Origin of the sequence: Kosakonia sp. H7A (genome assembly GCF_003028445.1) — a bacterium.
Taxonomy (GTDB): domain Bacteria; phylum Pseudomonadota; class Gammaproteobacteria; order Enterobacterales; family Enterobacteriaceae; genus Kosakonia; species Kosakonia radicincitans.
In genome coordinates this window covers 55,154-74,489 of sequence record NZ_PYTZ01000004.1, presented here as the reverse complement: position 1 = coordinate 74,489, position 19,336 = coordinate 55,154, and the positions used below count along the sequence as shown (strand labels likewise).

Sequence of the window (19,336 nt, the reverse complement as noted above, 5' to 3'; positions counted from 1 at the left end):
AAGCGTGAGGCTTACCGGGCTTTTATTATCAGCATGCCGGATGCGTAATCTCATCCGGCATTTTTATTTACTTTGCGTCATCCGGCAGCGCATAGGCCACGATATAGTCGCCCATCTTCGTGCCGAACGAGCCATGACCGCCTGCGGAAATGACAACATACTGTTTGCCATTCACTTCATAGGTCATCGGTGTTGCCTGGCCACCTGCCGGTAACCGACCTTGCCACAGTTTCTCACCGTTGCTCATATTGTATGCGCGCAGGTAGTTATCTGCAGTTGCGGCGATAAACAGCACGTTACCGGCAGTGGAGATCGGGCCGCCCAGCATCGGCATACCCATATTGAACGGTACAGGAACCGGCATCGGGAACGGCATGCTGTCCTGCGGCGTACCAATACGTTTTTTCCATACCACCTGGTTGGTTTTCAGATCCAGTGCGGAAATGTAGCCCCACGCCGGTTGTTTACACGGCAGGCCAAACGGTGACAGGAACGGGTTCAGCGTCACGCCAAACGGCACACCATACTGCGGCTGAATACCTGATTCTGTACCGGTACCTTTTGCATCTTTCGGCGGTTCCATCGGGTTACCAGGACCGCGCGGGATCAGCTTCGACACAAACGGCAGCGCCATCGGGTTAGCAATGGCTACCTGACGATCGGGATCGACAGAGATGCCGCCCCATTCGAACATACCCAGGTTACCCGGGAAGACCAGCGTGCCCTGCTCAGACGGCGGAGTGAAGATGCCTTCATAGCGTAGTTTCTGGAACATCACGCGGCACACCAGTTGGTCGAACATGGTGGCGCCCCACATGTCCGCGCCGCTCAGGTTTTGCTTCGGACGGAAACTCAGGTCAGAGAAAGGCTGGGTTTTGCTGACGTAATCACCTTTCGCTGCGCCTTGCGGTACCGGTTTTTCCGGCGCCGGAACAACCAACTTGCCGTTGGTACGATCCAGCACGAAGATGTTACCGGTTTTCGCCGGCGCGTAGATGACCGGAACGTTTTTGCCGTTAACGGTAATATCTGCCAGCGTTGGCTGCGACGGCATATCCATATCCCACAGATCGTGGTGAACCGTCTGGTAGCTCCACACCAGTTTCCCGGTGGTGGCATTCAGTGCCACGATTGAACTGGCATAGCGTTCCTGCTCCGGCGTGCGATTACCGCCCCAGATATCTGGCGTGGTAACGCCCATTGGCAGATAGACTAAATCCAGTTTCGCGTCATAGGCCGCAGGTGCCCAGGAGTTCGGCGAGTTAAAGGTGAAGGTATGTTCGTCCGACGGAATCGCGTTCGGATCTTTCGCACCCGGATCGAAGGCCCACAGCAGTTTGCCGGTGTTGACATCGAAACCACGGATAACGCCGGAGGTTTCACGGGTAGAGAAGTTATCAGTCACCGAACCGGCAATCACGATGGTTTTATCCGTGATGATCGGCGGCGAAGTCGGCTCATACAGGCCAGGCGTGGTGTCCGGCATGTTGGTTTGCAGATTCAGGATACCTTTGTTGGCAAAGGTTTCACACGGCTTACCGTTGTCAGCGTTGATGGCAAACAGACGGCCATCGTTCACCGGCAGGATAATACGGCGTGGACAATCGGCAACCACGTCCGGGCTGGCATTGTCGGCGCGCGCTTCATGGTAAGAAACGCCGCGGCATGTGACATGCTGGAATGATTGATTGGCATTCAGTTGCGGATCGAAATGCCACTTCTCTTTACCGGTTGCGGCATCAACGGCAAACAGACGCTGGTGCGCAGTACACAGATACAGCGTGTCGCCGACTTTAATTGGCGTCACTTCATTGGTCAGTTCGCCCGGATCGGTCGGCAGCTTCAGATCGCCAGTGCGGAACACCCAGGCTTCCTTCAGGTTCTTCACGTTGTCGGCGTTGATCTGCTTCAGCGGCGAGTAACGTTGGCCTTCCTGGTTGCGGCCATAGGCCGGCCAGTCGCCATCCGCTACCTGCGAAATAGGTGCGGCTGGCGTTGAATCAGCACTCAGGGTGCCATTTACTTCTTGCGGATCGTTAAAGCCCGCCCAGGTGAGGATCCCGCCGCTAATCAGCAGGGCAACTACCAGCGCTGCGACGGCCCCGCCGGATGGTATAACCAGTCGCCGCCAGACGAAGGGGAGAATCAGCCAGATGCCAAAGAAGACGAGGATATCGCTTCGCGGCGTCAGCGCCCAGAAATCGAAACCGACTTCCCACACGCCCCAGATCATGGTAGCAAGCAGCAGTGCGGCATACAGCCACAGCGCAGCGCGCTTCCCTTTCCACAATAGCCAGGTGACACCCAGCATCACCAGACCGGCGATCGGGTAGTACCAGGAGCCACCAATGGCGACAAGCCAGGCTCCACCGATTAACAGATACAGCCCGCAAAGCGCTGCAAACAGCGTTGTCAGCGTAATCAGGAGCCGTGGCTGTTGAGTTTTTGTTTCCGCCATAAAAGACACTCATCTAAGTTGTTAATTTTTTGATAGCAATTAATTATAGTCATTAACAAATGTGACCGTCATCACAAAATGAGCTTTCTTGTTCGATAGCCAATGGAAATCAATTTGCTGGTATACTTTGCGTCTTAATTCTCAATTCTTCGGGAAATCTCCTGAACTTGAGTAATTTACTCTTTAAATCAAATGGTTAGTAAAATGAAACACACTGTGGAAGTGATGATCCCGGAAGCGGAGATCAAAGCGCGTATCGCTGAACTGGGCCGTCAAATCACTGAGCGTTACAAAGACAGCGGCAGCGAAATGGTGCTGGTGGGCCTGCTGCGCGGATCATTTATGTTCATGGCGGATTTATGCCGTGAAGTGCAGGTTTCTCACGAAGTCGATTTTATGACCGCCTCCAGCTATGGCAGCGGTATGTCCACCACGCGTGACGTGAAAATCCTGAAAGATCTTGATGAAGATATTCGCGGCAAAGATGTGTTGATCGTCGAAGATATTATTGATTCCGGCAACACACTGTCGAAAGTGCGTGAAATTCTTAGCCTGCGCGAACCGAAATCGCTGGCGATCTGTACGCTGCTGGATAAACCTTCCCGCCGCGAAGTGGATGTGCCGGTGGAGTTTGTCGGCTTTGCTATTCCTGACGAGTTTGTGGTGGGCTACGGGATTGACTACGCTCAGCGCTACCGTCATCTGCCGTATGTCGGCAAAGTGGTTCTGCTGGACGAATAAAAAAATCGGGGCCGCTGGCCCCGAGTGATTATTTGTGGTTGTTGTGCTTCTTACTGAGGTTGGAGACACCCTGGCGATAACGCTGCTCCAGCGATTCGCGGTTGGTAGCGCTCACTTCCAGATTGCGCAGCAGACCGTCGTGAATGCCGTAGGCCCAGCCGTGAATCGTCACTTTTTGGCCGCGTTTCCAGGCGGATCGCATGATTGTTGAATGGCCCAGGTTGTAAACCTGTTCCATGACGTTCAACTCGCACAGGGTATCGAAGCGGCGCTCTGCCGGTATCTCGCCGAGCAGCGAGCTATGTTTAAACCAGATATCGCGGATGTGCAGCAGCCAGTTGTCGATAAGCCCAAGTTCAGGATTTTCAACCGCCGCCTGCACGCCGCCGCAGCCGTAGTGACCGCAGATGATGATGTGTTCGACTTCCAGCACATCCACCGCGTACTGCACAACGGAGAGGCAGTTCAGATCGGTATGAATCACCAGATTGGCGACATTACGGTGAACAAACAGCTCGCCGGGTTCGAGGCCGGTAAGGCGCTCGGCCGGTACGCGGGAATCGGAGCATCCAATCCAGAGGAAACGCGGTTTTTGTGCTTGTGCCAGCGTGGCAAAAAAACCGGGATCTTCTTCCACCAGCATTTTTGACCATAGTGCGTTATTGCTGATGAGTGTATCTATGTCCTTCATGGAAGTGGATGACCTGTAACGGTAAGTGCGTTGCGCTAATATAGGTGAACTCTTCCTCTTTTAAAACTACACATCGAGTGTAAAAAAGGTAAGCGATATTTCATGACCATTGCACTGGAGCTTGAGCAGCTTAAAAAAACCTATCCGGGCGGCGTCCAGGCGCTGCGCGGTATTGACCTGAAAGTAGAAGCCGGTGATTTCTACGCGCTCCTTGGACCGAATGGCGCAGGGAAATCCACCACTATCGGCATCATCAGTTCGCTGGTCAATAAAACGTCCGGGCGCGTCAGCGTCTTTGGCTATGACCTGGAAAAAGATGTGGTCAACGCCAAACGCCAGCTGGGGCTGGTCCCGCAGGAGTTTAACTTTAACCCGTTTGAAACCGTCCAGCAGATCGTAGTGAACCAGGCGGGCTACTACGGTGTGGATCGCAAAGAAGCGCTGGTGCGCAGCGAAAAATACCTGAACCAGCTCGATCTGTGGGAAAAACGCAACGAACGCGCGCGGATGCTCTCCGGCGGTATGAAGCGTCGCCTGATGATCGCCCGTGCGCTGATGCATGAACCGAAACTGCTGATCCTCGATGAACCGACCGCAGGCGTGGATATTGAACTGCGTCGTTCCATGTGGGGCTTCCTGAAAGATCTGAACGATAAAGGCACCACCATTATCCTCACCACTCACTATCTGGAAGAGGCGGAGATGCTGTGCCGCAATATCGGCATCATTCAGCGCGGCGATTTGATCGAAAACACCTCGATGAAAGCGCTGCTTTCCAAACTGAAATCGGAAACTTTTATTCTCGATTTGGCGCCGAAATGCCCGCTGCCGAAGCTGGAGGGGTATCAGTACCGGCTGGTAGACACCTCCACGCTGGAAGTTGAAGTCCTGCGCGAGCAGGGGGTGAACAGCGTCTTCAGCCAGCTCAGCGCGCAGGGTGTACAGGTGTTGAGTATGCGTAACAAAGCCAACCGTCTCGAAGAGCTGTTTGTCACGCTGGTTCATGACAGAAAAGGAGAAAGCGCATGATGCAGCTCTATTGGGTGGCGCTGAAGAGTATCTGGTACAAAGAGATCCAGCGTTTCATGCGGATTTGGGTGCAAACGCTGGTGCCGCCAGTGATCACCATGACGCTCTACTTTATTATTTTCGGTAATTTGATCGGTTCGCGGATTGGTGAAATGCACGGTTTCACCTACATGCAGTTTATCGTGCCGGGGCTGATCATGATGGCAGTGATCACCAACGCTTACGCCAACGTCGCATCGTCATTCTTCAGCGCTAAGTTTCAGCGCAATATTGAAGAGCTGCTGGTCGCGCCGGTTCCGACGCATGTGATTATTGCTGGCTATGTTGGCGGCGGCGTGGCGCGCGGGCTGTGCGTCGGTATTCTGGTTACTGCCGTTTCGCTGTTTTTCGTGCCGTTTCAGGTGCATTCATGGTTGTTTGTCGGTTTAACGCTGCTGCTGACCGCCGTGCTGTTTTCGCTGGCTGGTTTGCTGAATGCGGTGTTTGCCAAAACCTTTGACGATATCAGCCTGATCCCGACCTTTGTGCTGACGCCGTTGACCTATCTGGGCGGGGTATTTTACTCCCTGACGCTGCTGCCGCCGTTCTGGCAGGCGCTGTCGCACCTGAACCCGATAGTCTATATGATCAGCGGCTTCCGTTTTGGTTTCCTCGGCATCACCGACGTTCCGCTGTTCACCACTGTTGCCGTGCTGGTGGTGTTTATCATCGCTTTCTATTTGGTTTGCTGGTACTTGATCAATCGCGGCCGCGGGCTGCGTAGTTAATCTCTTCGGGCTGGCTCTCCCGCACATGAGAGCCAGCTTATCTGAACGGGCTATTTTTTGTACTTACTCCGGCCTTTGAATATGTGCAGTTTTGTTACACTAATGACAGTCTCTCAACCCGGTTCGTCTCATGTCGCGTTTGATTACCCTTCTGCTGCTACTGGTTACCTGTAGCGCTTCTGCCAGCATTGTCAGTGAACAGCGCATTCCTGCGCGCTATATGCAAACTACCGAAGATGCCGATATCTGGGCGCAGGTCGGCGACAGAGTGGTGACGGTCGGCAATATTCGCGCCGGGCAAATTCTGGCGGTGGTACCGGGCGCAGAGGATTATTATGCGTTTCGCTTCGGCTTTGGCAGCGGTTTTATCGATAAAGGCCACCTGAGTGCGGTGGAAGGCAAGCAGCGGATTGAGGACAGCCTTGGCGATCTGAATAAGCCGCTGAGTAACCAGAATCTGGTGACGTGGCAGGATACGCCGCTGTATACGGCGCCGGATAACCGCAGCGAACAGTTTGGTACGCTGGCGGAGAACCTGCGTTATCCCATTATCGATAAGCTGAAAGACCGCCTGAACCAGACCTGGTTCCAGATCCGCATCGGCAACCGGCTGGCCTGGGTAAGCAGCCTGGATGCGCAGGAAGACAGCGGTATTCCGGTGCTGACTTACCACCATATTCTGCGCGACGAGGAAAATACCCGTTTCCGTCATACCTCCACCACCACGTCGGTGCGCGCTTTTACTAACCAGATGACCTGGCTACGCGATCAGGGATATACCACGCTGTCGATGTATCAACTGGAAGGCTATGTGCGTAACCGCATGAATCTGCCCGCACGTTCAGTGGTGATCACCTTTGATGATGGCTTGAAATCGGTCAACCGTTACGCGTACCCGATCCTGCGCGAATATGGTTTTAAAGCGACGGCGTTTATTATCTCCTCGCGCATTAAATTGAAGCCGCAGAAATGGGATCCGAAGTCGTTACAGTTTATGAGCGTGTCGGAACTGAACAGCATGCGCGACGTGTTTGACGTGCAGTCGCATACGCACTTCCTGCACCGTGTCGATGACGCCATGCACCCGATATTGCTCAGCCGCAGCTACCACAACATCCTGTTTGATTTTAAACGCTCCCGCCGGGCGCTGGCACAGTTCAACCCGCACGTGCTCTATCTTTCATACCCGTTTGGCGGTTATAACGACACGGCGATAAAAGCGGCCAATGACGCCGGTTTTCATATGGCGGTCACGACCGTACGCGGGAAAGTGAAGCCGGGTGATAATCCGTTCTTGCTGAAGCGTTTGTACGTGCTAAGAACGGATTCGCTGGAAACGATGGCGCGGCTGATCAGTAACCAGCCGCAGGGGTAGGGGAATCAGGCAACCTGAACCGGCACGGCTTTCGCGGTGCGTTTCATTTCGTTGTCGCCGTCAAAATAGGCCACTTTCGGCTGCCAGCTACGGGCAACCTCATCCGGTACGGTAACGTAGCTGGCGATAATCAGGATATCGCCCACGTCTGCGCAGTGCGCCGCTGCGCCGTTAACCGAAATAATTCTGGAACCGCGTTCCCCCGCAATCGCGTAGGTTGAGAAGCGTTTGCCGTTGGTCACGTTATAGATATCGATGGCTTCATATTCGAGAATACCAGCCGCCTCAAGGAAATCCTGGTCAATCGCGCAGGAACCTTCATAGTGCAGGTCGGCCTGTGTCACTTTGACGCGGTGGAGCTTGCCTTGCAGCATTGTGCGAATCATGAGTTAAACCTTCATTACGGATAAGTCAGCTAAAAATGAGGGGCGGCATCCTGCATTTCCCCGCATGCTCATTTCACTCCCGCAGACCGTGAAAAGTCTTAACGGGAGTGGAGTCCTGGCGAAATTTTTACCCTGCCTGGCGGGCAAGTTCAACCACTTTATTGTCGATAAGGCGCGCCTGTCCGAGCCAGGCCGCCATTAAAATCACCGCGCGCTGGCTTTTGCTCGAGAGCGCCTCCAGCGTGTCGGCATCGCGGATCTGAATATCGTCAGCGCGCAGACCAGCATCGTTGATTTCCTGGGCTGCAATGGCGATCAGCTCTTCTTCGTCGCTCGCGCCTGCCTGCAATTTTTCTGCAGTGGCATTCATCACTTTGCTCAACGCCGGGGCGATTTTACGCTCGTCAGCGGTGAGGTAACCGTTGCGTGAACTCAGTGCCAGACCATCTTTCGCGCGTACCGTCGGCACGCCGACGATCTCGATGTCATAGCCCATATCAGCAACCATTTTGCGGATCAACTGCAACTGCTGATAATCCTTCTCGCCGAAGCAGGCGATATCCGGCTGTACCAGATTAAACAACTTGCTGACGATGGTGGAAACGCCGCGGAAATGCCCCGGACGGCTGGCGCCCTCCAGCATGGTGGAGAGGCCCGGAACGTCAACATAGGTTTGACCGTCGGTGCCCTGCGGATAGATATCGGCAGGCGCAGGCGCGAAAACAAAATCCACCTTGCGCTTGTTCAGCTTCTCGCAATCATCCTGCAAAGTACGCGGGTAGCGCGCCAGGTCGTCCGGACGGTCGAATTGCATCGGGTTAACAAAAATGCTCACCACTACCGCGTCGGCGCGGGCTTTCGCTTCATCGACCAGCTTCATATGGCCATCGTGCAGGTTACCCATGGTCGGGACCAGCGCAATGCGTTTCCCTTCCTGATGCAGTCGGCGAATATGCTGACGCAGCAGCGGGAGGGTTTCAATAATCAACACAACAGGACTCCTTAATGGAAACTGTGTTCTTCGCCCGGATAGACGCCGGACTCGACTTCGGCAACATACTGCCTGACCGCTGCGCGCATGTCGCCTGCTTCATTGAGGAAATTTTTAGCAAATTTAGGAATATGGCCGCCAGTGATGCCAAACGCGTCATGCATAACCAGAATCTGGCCGTCGGTAACATTGCCTGCGCCAATTCCGATCACCGGGATGGTTAATGCGGCGGTAATACGCTGCGCCAGTTCCAACGGCACGCACTCCAGCACCAGCAGTTGCGATCCGGCGGCTTCCAGTGCCAGCGCATCGTCAAGCAGCCCCTGAGCCGCGTCGCCGCGCCCCTGAACTTTGTAACCGCCGAAAATATTGACTGATTGCGGTGTCAGGCCGAGATGACCGCACACTGGCACCGCGCGTTCGGTGAGCATTTTTACCGTCGGCGCCAGCCAGCGGCCACCTTCGATTTTCACCATATTGGCGCCCGCGCGCATCACGATGGCGGAATTCTCAAAGGCCTGTTCCGGTGTGGCATACGCCATAAACGGCAGATCGGCGAGCAGCAGGCATGATGGAGCACCGCGGCGCACCGCTTGTGTGTGATAAGCGATATCTGCCACGGTGACGGGCAGGGTGGAATCATGACCTTGTACCGTCATCCCTAACGAGTCGCCAACCAGCATCACGTTAATCCCTTCTTCGGCAAACAGTTTGGCGAAGCTGTAGTCGTAAGCGGTGATTGTCGCGAAGCGTTTCTTATCCTGTTTACACTTATGCAGCCAGGAGATGGTGGTAGGTTTCATAGTGTTTCCTGATAGTTCAAAGCGTGTTCTGGCGCATTCTATCAGTAACATTCAGGCGGGCAATGATTTTAGGCCGTCGCAAAGAGGCGGCAGAGGGAATTACCAGGCGTCGGGTTTTGGCGCGTTGAGCTGTTCCAGCGTGGCGCGCAGCGAAGCGCCATCCGGGAAGTGCAGATCGGGGGCGATTTCAAACAGCGGCCACAGCATAAAACCACGGTTTTTCATATCGTAATGCGGAACCGTCAGGCGTTGCGTATTCAGCGTTAAGGAACCGAACAGCATGATATCGAGATCGAGTGTGCGTGGCCCCCAGCGCTCCGCTTTACGTACGCGGCCCTGCTGTAACTCAATCCGTTGGGTGTGATCGAGCAGCGCTTCAGGCGCAAGCGTTGTTTCCAGCGCCACGGCAGCGTTGAGATAATCCGGCTGATCCGGCGGCCCGAGCGGGGGAGTGCGATAGAGCGAAGAGACCGCCACAATGCGGCTTTGTGGGATTTCGCCGAGGGCGGCGATCGCCGCGTTGACCTGATCAAGCGGCGATGCGAGATTGCTGCCCAGCGCGATGTAAGCGAGAGTCACGCACTGCCCTCACGGCGCGGCGTACGTTTGCGCGGGCGGCGATGACGGCGGCGTTCGGCTGGCTCTTCGCCTAAATCATCCAGCATATCTTTTTGTGTGGGCGGCGCAGAAACCTGGAATTCACCCCACCATTTCGCCAGACGTTGCAGCTCGCCGTTGTTTTCCGCTTCGGCGCGCAGCACCAGCAGATCGTAAGCGGCGCGGAATTTCGGATGCTCCATCAGCTTCCAGGCGCGTTTACCCTGGCGGCGGGACATCCGCAGCTGTAGCTGCCAGATATCACGGATAAGCGTCGTAATGCGTTTTGGAATGGCCAGCGAACGACAGGCTTCATCCAGCACGTCATTCATCGCCAGCGCGAACGCATCGTAATAGGCAAGACCGCCTTCCTGCGCAATGCGCTGGGCATCCTCCAGCAGTGGATACCAGAACATAGCGGCAAACAGGAACGCCGGGTTGACGCGCATATCATTGTGGATACGGTTGTCGGTATTCTTCAGCACCTGCTCAATAATGCGCTCCATCGGGCTGTCACCTTTTTCGGTGAAGTAGCGGGTGATGGTCGGGAACAGGGGCTGGAACAGGCCATATTCGCGCAGCAAGCGGCAGGTGTCGTAACCATAGCCAGCCTGCAGCAGCTTGAGGGATTCCTCAAACAGACGCGCGGGCGGAACGTCGTTAATTAATGTGGCCAGACGCGGGATAGGCTCGGCTGTCTCTTCACTGATGCGCATCCCCAGCTTGGCGGCGAAGCGCACCGCGCGCAGCATGCGCACCGGATCTTCACGGTAGCGGGTTTCCGGGTTGCCAATCAGGCGAATCACGCCCTCTTCCAGATCGCGCATGCCCCCGACGTAATCACGCACGGTAAAATCGGCAACGCTGTAATAAAGGCTATTGATGGTGAAGTCGCGACGCTGGGCATCTTCTTCGATAGAACCGAAGATATTGTCACGCAGCAGCATGCCGTTCTGGCCGCGCTGGGAAATAGAACGATCGGTTTGCTGTTCGTCGTGGTGGCCGCGGAAGGTGGCAACTTCAATAATTTCCGGGCCGAACATGACATGTGCGAGGCGGAAACGGCGGCCGACCAGCCGGCAGTTGCGGAACAGTTTGCGTACCTGATCCGGCGTGGCGCTGGTGGTGACGTCAAAATCTTTTGGTTTTTTGCCCAGCAATAAGTCGCGCACGCCGCCGCCTACCAGGTAAGCGTCGTAGCCCGCTTTATTCAGACGATAGAGCACCTTGAGCGCATTTTCACTGATATCTTTGCGGGAAATAGCGTGCTGCTCACGCGGAATAACCGTCATCTGCGGTTGAGCCAACGCCTCGACGGCGATGCTCTCTTCGCGGCTTAGCACCTTGCGGCAAAAATTAGCGACTCGGGTAAAAATAGTACACCTCGGTAGTGTCAAACGTCAGGACAAAAAAATAGCGGCTAATCATAGCTCAGCGCGACGCATTTGAGAATGATGTATTCACATCTGCCCCTCAGACACGCGGGAAAGTGACCAATTTTCGACCGCCTGGTTCAGCAACACTTCGATGCTGAGATCCTGCCACTCATTTGTTACATCCTGGTTCAGAAATTGTAAAGCCCTGATTATTATGGGGCGGGGATCGCCGCCAGGCAAGGCAGGAGCATGGTTTTGCTTGGAGAGCTTATTCCCTTGCTCGTTAAGTGCCAGAGGTAGATGAATATACCCAGGCACAGGCCAGCCAAGCTGCTGATAGAGCGAGATTTGCCGCACTGTCGGTTCAATCAGATCCGCGCCGCGAACGATCTCCGTCACGCCCTGAAAATGATCGTCGACCACGACGGCCAGGTTATAAGCGAATAACCCATCACGACGATGAATAATGAAATCTTCCCGCGCCAGTTTTTCATCGGCCACAATACGGCCGCGTAGCCGATCGTCAAAATACAGCACCGGCTGATGTTGCAACAGACGTAGCGCGGCATTTTTCGGGCCGTTGTGTCGGGTGCGGCAATAGCCATCGTAGATGCCGCCGATACTCTGGATACGCGCGCGGGTGCAGGTACAGAAGTAACTTAAACCGTCACGTTGCAAAGTAGCGAGTACTTCACGGTAGGCATCATGTCGTTGCGATTGCCACAGCACTTCACCGTCCCAGTGCAGACCGTAGTGTTCCAGCTGACGCAAAATCGTCGCTGCTGCGCCGGGAACCTCACGAGGGGGATCAATATCTTCGATACGGACGAGCCAGTCGCCCTGATTGGCGCGGGCCTGCAGGTAGCTGCCAAGCGCAGCAATCAATGAGCCAAAGTGCAGTTCACCGGAAGGAGATGGCGCAAAGCGCCCAATATAGTGAGATTCAGGCATATCGACAGGCAAAGAAATATAGGGCGGGAATCACTCCCGCCGTATAAGGCGCACCACGCCTAAGTGATGCGTCATCAGTGATAACGGGGGATTAACCCGCCATCTGTTTTTCGCGGATTTCCGCCAGCGTTTTACAGTCGATGCACAGATCGGCGGTTGGACGCGCTTCCAGACGACGGATACCAATTTCCACGCCGCAGGATTCACAGAAGCCGAAATCTTCGTCTTCTACTTTTTTCAACGTCTTCTCGATCTTTTTAATCAGCTTGCGCTCGCGATCGCGGTTACGCAGTTCGAGGCTGAACTCTTCTTCCTGGGCGGCACGGTCAACCGGATCCGGGAAGTTAGCAGCTTCGTCCTGCATATGCGTAACGGTGCGATCGACTTCATCCCTGAGTTGATTACGCCATGCTTCAAGAATTCGCTTGAAGTGCGCCAGCTGGGCTTCGTTCATATACTCTTCGCCCGGTTTCTCTTGATACGGCTCCACCCCAGCGATGGCGAGAATACTCAGGGACGATGTTTTACGGTTTTGCCCTTCTTGCATGTTGCTTCTCCTTAACACGCACTATCGATCCCCGTGTGGGGGAAAAATCAGGCCGCTATAAATAACAGATGCTTTTACAGATGGCAAATATCTAAACGTAACACTTGACAACGCTGTGAGGAAAAGCGTATTTGCGCACGCGAACAAATCACTGACCTGTCAACTGCTTGCCCTTTATACCGTAAAAGGTAGCGGCAACCTAAGAGTGATATTATCGGCAGAAAGTTCCGCTTTATAAGCGATTACTTCTACCCCCTGACGTTGTGCGTCACTCAATAATCGTGCGTATTCCTCGTCAATATGGCGTGCAGGAGAAAAATATTCAACGGCAGAGTGCAGGACGGCAAACAGAATTACCGCGCGATCGCCGCTGGCCGCGACGCCCATTAACTCCCGCAGATGCTTTTGTCCTCGCAAGGTGACGGCATCCGGAAAGTAGCCTGACTGCTGCTCGGCGAGCGTGACCGATTTCACTTCAATATAGCAGTTGCGACGATCCTCTGCCTGTAACAGAAAGTCAATTCTGCTACGCTCCGCACCATATTTTACTTCGCTTTTCAGCGAGCTATATCCCGTCAGTTCCGGCAGGCGATCGGCGAGAATGGCTTCTTTTGTTAATGCATTGGCCTGTTGAGTGTTGACGCAAATAAATGCGCCCTGCTGGGTTTGAGTTAATTCCCAGGTGTGTGCATATTTGCGCTTCAGATTTGTCGAAGTGGAATACCACACCGTATCGCCTGGCGTCGCGCAACCTGTCATCGCTCCGGTATTAGGACAGTGCAATGTCAGGGTTTCTCCTTCCGGGGTAATCACATCCGCCAGGAAACGTTTATAGCGCTGGATCAGCGTGGCGGATTTAAGCGGCGGAATAAATTCCATAGGAAATCCTTATTATTCTGTTTTAAGCGTCCAGCGGTTCAGCGGCGTGTAACGCGTGCGTCCCTGGATAAACTGCGATTCATACAGGGCAAATTCGTTGACCGGGAAAGACCAACGAAACCCCGGCGGCGGGATCGTCACTGCGCGGTTGGCGTCACGCAGCAGCGTAATATGCGGATGAAACGGTTGGGGGCTTTGATAACACCCGCTGCGCGAAGCCTGCGCGCGCAGCATATCGGCCAGTTGCAGCAACCCGCGCGGCGGCTGGCGCGAACCGAGCCAAATCACTCTGGATCGCAACCACTGGCCAGCGTCATCCAGATGAAGCGTAAAACCCGGCTGGCGAATGCGCCCGGCCAGCCCTTCCAGCGCACGCTGCTTTTCCGCACTGATCTCGCCGAGGAATGCCAGCGTCAGATGCAGGTTTGCTGCTGCCACCGGGCGTCCGGCTTCGGGAGGAAAGTGCTGCGCGCGCCAGTGAATGACCTGCGTCTGGATGTCGGCAGGCAATTCGAGGGCGAAAAACAGCCTTTTTGATTCGGGCATGGCGTGTTCTCGGTAATGAATTATGGCGATGGTATACTAGCTGGCCTTCTTATGTGAATCCTCTGGAGCTTTTGTGTCCTCACTGCCGGTTGCTGCTGTTCTGCCCGATATCCTTGCTGCGTTACGTTCCTCTTCTCAGGTGTTGTTGAGCGCGCCGACCGGTGCCGGCAAATCCACCTGGCTGCCGTTACAACTGCTGCAACAGGGTGAGATCAACGGGCGGATTTTGCTGCTGGAGCCGCGTCGCCTGGCGGCGCGCAATGTGGCGCAGCGTCTGGCGGAACTGCTGAATGAGAAACCTGGCGAGACCGTGGGTTACCGCATGCGTGCAGAGACCTGCGTAGGGCCGAACACGCGCCTCGAAGTGGTCACTGAAGGAATTTTAACGCGCCTCATCCAGCAGGATCCGGAGCTGAACGGCATTGGGCTGGTGATCCTCGATGAATTCCATGAACGTAGCTTGCAGGCGGATCTGGCGCTGGCGCTGCTGCTGGATCTCCAGCAGGGGCTGCGCGACGATCTTAAATTGTTGGTGATGTCCGCTACGCTGGATAACGAACGTCTGCAAACCCTTTTGCCGCAGGCTCCTGCCATTGTTTCTGCCGGGCGGGCATACCCGGTCGAGCAACGTTATCAGGCGCTGGCAGCGCATCAGCGCTTTGATGAAGCCGTGGCGCAGGTCGTTAGCGGATTACTGCGCGAGGAACGTGGTTCCTTATTACTGTTTTTACCAGGCGTGGGTGAGATCCAGCGCGTGCAGGAGCAACTGGCCGCCCGCGTCGGCAGCGATGTGCTGCTTTGCCCTCTCTATGGCGCATTGCCGCTCAGCGAGCAACGCAAGGCGATTTTGCCTGCGCCCGCTGGGCAGCGCAAAGTGGTGCTCGCCACCAATATTGCCGAAACCAGTCTGACCATCGAAGGTATTCGCCTGGTGGTGGATAGCGCGCAGGAGCGCGTGGCGCGTTTTGATCCCCGCAGCGGTTTAACCCGGCTGATGACACAGCGCATCAGCGTGGCGTCGATGACGCAGCGTGCCGGTCGCGCCGGGCGTCTGGAAGCGGGGATTTGCGTACATTTATTAAGTAAAGAGCAGGCTGAACGTGCAGCGGCGCAAAGTAGCCCGGAAATTCTGCACAGCGATTTATCCGGTCTGTTGATGGAATTATTACTCTGGGGATGCCAGGATCCTGCGCAACTTTGCTGGCTGGATCTGCCTCCGGCGACTAATCTGGCGGCGGCGCGCACGCTGCTTACGCAACTGCGGGCGCTGGAAGAGGGTCGTTTAACAGCGTTTGGTCAGCGGATGACCGCGCTGGGTAATGATCCGCGTCTGGCCGCAATGCTGGCGGCGGCTGAAGGGGATGACGAGATCGCGACGGCGGCGACGCTGGCCGCCATCCTTGAAGAACCACCTCGTGGTGGAAACAGTGATTTAAACGCGGCCTTTTCACGCACGCAGCCAAACTGGCAGCAGCGTGCGCGCCAGCTTGCTCGTAGGCTAAAAAGCAGCGGGGGAGAAGTGGATATCAGCGCGGTGGCGCCGTTGCTTGCCGGTGCGTTTGCCGATCGTATTGCGCGCAGGCGCGGGCAGGAAGGGCGTTATCAACTGGCGAACGGTATGGGGGCGACGCTGGATGCCGACGATGCGCTAAATCGCCATGAGTGGCTGCTTGCGCCGTTGTTATTGCAGGGAAGCCAGTCACCGGATGCGCGTATTTTACTGGCGTTGCCGCTCGATATTGAGGCGCTGATCACCCGCTGCCCACAACTGTTGCAGCAATCGGATACCGTCGAATGGGACGAGGCGCAAGGCACATTAAAAGCCTTTCGCCGTAGCCGGATCGGCCAGTTAACGGTGAAAGTGCAGCCGCTGGCTAAACCCTCAGAAGAGGAGCTGCATCAGGCGATGCTTAACGGCATCCGCGATAAAGGCTTGCAAGTTTTGAACTGGACACCGGAGGCTGTGCAGTACCGTTTACGTTTACACTGCGCGGCGAAATGGCTGCCAGAAGAGGGCTGGCCCGCCGTGGATGAGGCCTCTTTACTGGAGAATCTGGAGCAATGGTTATTGCCACAAATGGGCGGTATCCGATCGCTGCGCGATTTAAAAGCGCTGGATGTTACGCAGGCATTACAAAACACCCTGCCGTGGTCATTACGTCAACGGCTGGATAGTGAACTGCCGGGGCATTACACTGTGCCGACGGGAAGCCGGATTGCCATCCGTTATCATGAAGATAACCCACCGGCGCTGGCGGTTCGCATGCAGGAGATGTTTGGTGAAGCGGCCACGCCGACGATTGCTCAAGGGCGCGTCGCGCTGGTGCTGGAGCTGCTTTCCCCGGCGCAGCGGCCGCTGCAAATTACGCGGGATTTAAGCGCATTCTGGAACGGCGCTTATCGTGAAGTGCAAAAAGAGATGAAAGGGCGCTATCCGAAACATGTCTGGCCGGACGATCCGGCGAATACCGCGCCGACCCGGCGTACGAAGAAGTATTCGTAAACCCGGCTGAGCAGCGCGGTGCGCTAAAAATTGAGAGATTTCTTCTTCTGCCCGTTGGCAAAAGAACTGAGAATCAGGCCCTTGCGCCTGAATGTTGCGGAGAGTAAAGCATGGCGGGGAATGACCGCGAGCCAATTGGACGTAAGGGGAAACCTGTGCGTCCGGTGAAAGAAAAAATCAGTCGTCGCCGACTCCGGGAAGAGGAGTACGACGATTACGACGATGATGATGAGGATGAAGAACCGATGCCGAAAAAAGGTAAAGGCGGGAAGCCACGCGGCAAACGCGGTTGGTTCTGGCTGCTATTGAAAATTTTCATCGTTTTAGCCGTGCTGTGCGCCATTTATGGCGTTTATCTGGATCAAAAAATCCGCGCCCGTATCGATGGCAAAGTCTGGCAGTTGCCGGCTGCGGTTTATGGCCGCATGGTCAACCTTGAGCCGGATATGGCGATCAGCAAAAACGAAATGGTAAAACTGCTGGAAGCCACGCAGTACCGCCAGGTGACGAAGATGACGCGTCCCGGCGAGTTTACCGTGCAGGCGAAAAGCATTGAGATGATCCGCCGCCCGTTTGATTTCCCGGACAGCAAAGAGGGGCAGGTGCGAGCGCGTCTGACTTTTGATGGCGATCGTCTGGAAACCATTGAGAACATGGACAGCAATCGCCAGTTCGGTTTCTTCCGTCTCGATCCGCGTCTCATCACTATGCTCTCTTCGCCGAACGGCGAGCAGCGTCTGTTCGTGCCGCGTAACGGTTTCCCGGATCTGCTGGTTGATACGCTGCTGGCAACCGAAGACCGTCATTTCTATGAACATGACGGTATCAGCTTCTACTCCATTGGCCGTGCGGTGCTGGCAAACCTGACCGCCGGACGCACGGTACAAGGGGCAAGTACGCTGACGCAGCAACTGGTGAAGAACCTGTTCCTGAGCAGCGAACGGTCGTACTGGCGTAAAGCCAACGAAGCCTATATGGCGCTGATTATGGATGCCCGTTACAGCAAGGATCGTATTCTTGAACTGTATATGAACGAGGTTTACCTCGGTCAGAGCGGCGACAACGAGATCCGCGGTTTCCCGCTGGCGAGCCTCTACTATTTTGGCCGTCCGGTGGAGGAGCTGAGCCTCGATCAGCAGGCGTTGCTGGTGGGAATGGTGAAAGGGGCGTCGGTTTATAACCCGTGGCGCAACCCGAAACTGGCACTGGAGCGCCGTAACCTGGTGTTGCGTCTGTTGCAACAGCAAAACGTCATCGATCAGGAACTGTATGACATGCTGAGCGCTCGTCCGCTGGGCGTACAGCCGCGGGGAGGGGTGATTTCACCGCAGCCGGCGTTTATGCAGATGGTGCGTCAGGAGTTGCAGGCGAAACTCGGCGATAAAGTGAAAGATCTCTCCGGCGTGAAGATTTTCACGACCTTTGATTCTGTCGCGCAGGACGCGGCAGAAAAAGCTGCCGTGGAAGGTATTCCGGCGCTGATCAAGCAGCGCAAACTGAGCGATCTTGAAACGGCGATGGTGGTAGTAGACCGCTATACCGGCGAGGTTCGGGCCATGGTTGGCGGCGCGACGCCGCAGTTCGCGGGCTATAACCGCGCCATGCAAGCGCGCCGTTCCATTGGTTCGCTGGCGAAACCGGCGACCTATCTGACGGCGCTGAGCCAGCCAAATGTGTATCGCCTCAATACCTGGATTGCCGATGCGCCGATCTCTTTGCGGTTGTCGAACGGCCAGGTCTGGGCACCACAGAACGATGATCGCCGTTTCAGTGGTCAGGTTATGCTGGTGGATGCGCTGACACGTTCAATGAACGTGCCGACGGTTAATCTCGGGATGGCGGTTGGTCTGCCAGCGGTAACGGATACCTGGCTGAAACTGGGCGCGCCAAAAGATCAGCTCACCGGCATGCCGTCAATGCTGCTCGGTGCGCTGAACCTGACGCCGATTGAAGTGGCGCAGGCGTTCCAGACTATCGCCAGCGGCGGTAACCGCGCGCAGCTTTCCGCACTGCGTTCAGTGATTGCTGAAGACGGTACGGTGCTGTATCAGAGCTTCCCGCAGGCCGAACGTGCGGTGCCGGCGCAGGCGGCGTACATGACGCTGTGGACCATGCAACAGGTGGTTCAGCGCGGTACGGGCCGTCAGTTGGGCGCGAAATATCCGGGTCTGCATCTGGCCGGGAAAACCGGTACTACTAACAATAACGTCGATACCTGGTTTGCCGGTATCGACGGGCGTGAAGTGACCATCACCTGGGTGGGGCGCGATAATAACCAGCCGACGAAGCTGTATGGTGCAAGCGGCGCGATGGCGATTTATCAGCGTTATCTGGAAAACCAGTCGCCGATCCCGCTGGATCTGACGCCGCCGGAAGACATCACCACAATGGGCGTCGACGACATGGGCAACTTTGTCTGCGGCGGTGGCGGTTCGCGTTCACTGCCGGTCTGGACAACCAGCCCGGAAACGCTGTGCCAGCAGAATCAGGTGCAGCCGCAAACCGGCAACCCGTTTGATCAGTCAACGCAGCCGCAGCAGCAGCCGCAACAACAGCAACCCCAGCAACAGCCACAGCAAGAGCAGAAAAGCGATGGCGTCGCAGGTTGGATCAAAGAGATGTTTGGCAGTAATTAACCCTGAAAACCCCGGTCGCAAAGCCGGGGTTTTTTCTTTTTTTCGCTATCGCAAACATTC

At 55.6% G+C, this 19,336-nt stretch carries 17 protein-coding genes; 6 read left to right on the top strand and 11 right to left on the bottom strand.

What is annotated here, in order from left to right; all coding sequences use genetic code 11:
* Positions 1 to 67: 67 nt before the first annotated feature.
* Positions 68 to 2,458, bottom strand: coding sequence for a glucose/quinate/shikimate family membrane-bound PQQ-dependent dehydrogenase (locus tag CWM66_RS15465; protein WP_071920220.1), 2,391 nt, complete (start codon positions 2,456 to 2,458; stop codon positions 68 to 70).
* A 204-nt stretch (positions 2,459 to 2,662) separates the two neighbouring features.
* Between CWM66_RS15465 and hpt the strand changes: the two genes are divergently transcribed.
* Complete coding sequence (gene hpt / locus CWM66_RS15460; RefSeq protein ID WP_051643997.1) at positions 2,663 to 3,199, top strand: hypoxanthine phosphoribosyltransferase; 537 nt, start codon at positions 2,663 to 2,665, stop codon at positions 3,197 to 3,199.
* Between the two features lie 28 nt (positions 3,200 to 3,227).
* Here the strand turns inward: hpt and can are convergent, their stop codons facing one another.
* Entirely contained in the window at positions 3,228 to 3,890 is a 663-nt protein-coding gene (gene can / locus CWM66_RS15455; protein WP_007373189.1) for a carbonate dehydratase, read from the bottom strand.
* 102 nt (positions 3,891 to 3,992) lie between these two features.
* Here can and CWM66_RS15450 point away from each other — a divergent pair, with 102 nt between their 5' ends.
* From CWM66_RS15450 to CWM66_RS15440, 3 genes are all read left to right on the top strand, one after another.
* Positions 3,993 to 4,919 carry an ABC transporter ATP-binding protein gene (locus CWM66_RS15450; RefSeq protein WP_007373190.1) on the top strand — a complete coding sequence of 309 codons (927 nt, stop codon included), beginning with the start codon at positions 3,993 to 3,995 and terminating at the stop codon, positions 4,917 to 4,919.
* Entirely contained in the window at positions 4,916 to 5,686 is a 771-nt protein-coding gene (locus tag CWM66_RS15445; RefSeq protein WP_007373191.1) for an ABC transporter permease, read from the top strand. Before CWM66_RS15450 ends, CWM66_RS15445 begins: the two co-directional genes overlap by 4 nt.
* 130 nt (positions 5,687 to 5,816) lie before the next feature.
* Positions 5,817 to 7,061, top strand: a complete 1,245-nt coding sequence (locus tag CWM66_RS15440) for a polysaccharide deacetylase family protein (RefSeq protein WP_071920221.1) — start codon at positions 5,817 to 5,819, stop codon at positions 7,059 to 7,061.
* 5 nt (positions 7,062 to 7,066) lie between these two features.
* Here CWM66_RS15440 and panD read toward each other — a convergent pair whose 3' ends face one another.
* From panD to thpR, 9 genes are all read right to left on the bottom strand, one after another.
* The gene (panD, locus tag CWM66_RS15435; RefSeq protein WP_020456583.1) at positions 7,067 to 7,447 is read right to left on the bottom strand and encodes an aspartate 1-decarboxylase; all 381 of its coding nucleotides are present in this window, start codon (positions 7,445 to 7,447) and stop codon (positions 7,067 to 7,069) included.
* A 127-nt stretch (positions 7,448 to 7,574) separates the two neighbouring features.
* Positions 7,575 to 8,438 (bottom strand): pantoate--beta-alanine ligase, encoded by an 864-nt coding sequence (panC, locus tag CWM66_RS15430; protein ID WP_035886509.1) that lies wholly within the window; start codon positions 8,436 to 8,438, stop codon positions 7,575 to 7,577.
* A gap of 11 nt (positions 8,439 to 8,449) precedes the next feature.
* A complete protein-coding gene (gene panB / locus CWM66_RS15425; protein ID WP_107146868.1) occupies positions 8,450 to 9,241 on the bottom strand; it encodes a 3-methyl-2-oxobutanoate hydroxymethyltransferase in 792 nt (263 codons plus the stop codon).
* 99 nt (positions 9,242 to 9,340) lie between these two features.
* Positions 9,341 to 9,820: a 2-amino-4-hydroxy-6-hydroxymethyldihydropteridine diphosphokinase gene (gene folK, locus CWM66_RS15420; RefSeq protein ID WP_007373196.1), complete on the bottom strand. Its 480-nt coding sequence runs from the start codon at positions 9,818 to 9,820 to the stop codon at positions 9,341 to 9,343.
* On the bottom strand, positions 9,817 to 11,214 hold the full coding sequence (gene pcnB, locus CWM66_RS15415; RefSeq protein ID WP_204368018.1) for a polynucleotide adenylyltransferase PcnB: 1,398 nt from the start codon (positions 11,212 to 11,214) through the stop codon (positions 9,817 to 9,819). Before pcnB ends, folK begins: the two co-directional genes overlap by 4 nt.
* An 84-nt stretch (positions 11,215 to 11,298) precedes the next feature.
* Positions 11,299 to 12,165: a tRNA glutamyl-Q(34) synthetase GluQRS gene (gene gluQRS / locus CWM66_RS15410; RefSeq protein ID WP_107146867.1), complete on the bottom strand. Its 867-nt coding sequence runs from the start codon at positions 12,163 to 12,165 to the stop codon at positions 11,299 to 11,301.
* Between the two features lie 91 nt (positions 12,166 to 12,256).
* Positions 12,257 to 12,712: an RNA polymerase-binding protein DksA gene (gene dksA, locus CWM66_RS15405; RefSeq protein ID WP_007373199.1), complete on the bottom strand. Its 456-nt coding sequence runs from the start codon at positions 12,710 to 12,712 to the stop codon at positions 12,257 to 12,259.
* A 174-nt stretch (positions 12,713 to 12,886) separates the two neighbouring features.
* Positions 12,887 to 13,591 carry a DNA/RNA nuclease SfsA gene (sfsA, locus tag CWM66_RS15400; RefSeq protein ID WP_107146866.1) on the bottom strand — a complete coding sequence of 235 codons (705 nt, stop codon included), beginning with the start codon at positions 13,589 to 13,591 and terminating at the stop codon, positions 12,887 to 12,889.
* Positions 13,592 to 13,603: 12 nt separating this feature from the next.
* Positions 13,604 to 14,137: an RNA 2',3'-cyclic phosphodiesterase gene (gene thpR / locus CWM66_RS15395; protein WP_090398239.1), complete on the bottom strand. Its 534-nt coding sequence runs from the start codon at positions 14,135 to 14,137 to the stop codon at positions 13,604 to 13,606.
* Between the two features lie 73 nt (positions 14,138 to 14,210).
* Between thpR and hrpB the strand changes: the two genes are divergently transcribed.
* Both hrpB and mrcB read left to right on the top strand, forming a co-directional pair.
* Positions 14,211 to 16,640 (top strand): ATP-dependent helicase HrpB, encoded by a 2,430-nt coding sequence (gene hrpB, locus CWM66_RS15390; RefSeq protein WP_107146865.1) that lies wholly within the window; start codon positions 14,211 to 14,213, stop codon positions 16,638 to 16,640.
* 110 nt (positions 16,641 to 16,750) lie between these two features.
* On the top strand, positions 16,751 to 19,276 hold the full coding sequence (gene mrcB / locus CWM66_RS15385) for a bifunctional glycosyl transferase/transpeptidase (RefSeq protein WP_107146864.1): 2,526 nt from the start codon (positions 16,751 to 16,753) through the stop codon (positions 19,274 to 19,276).
* Positions 19,277 to 19,336: the final 60 nt, after the last annotated feature.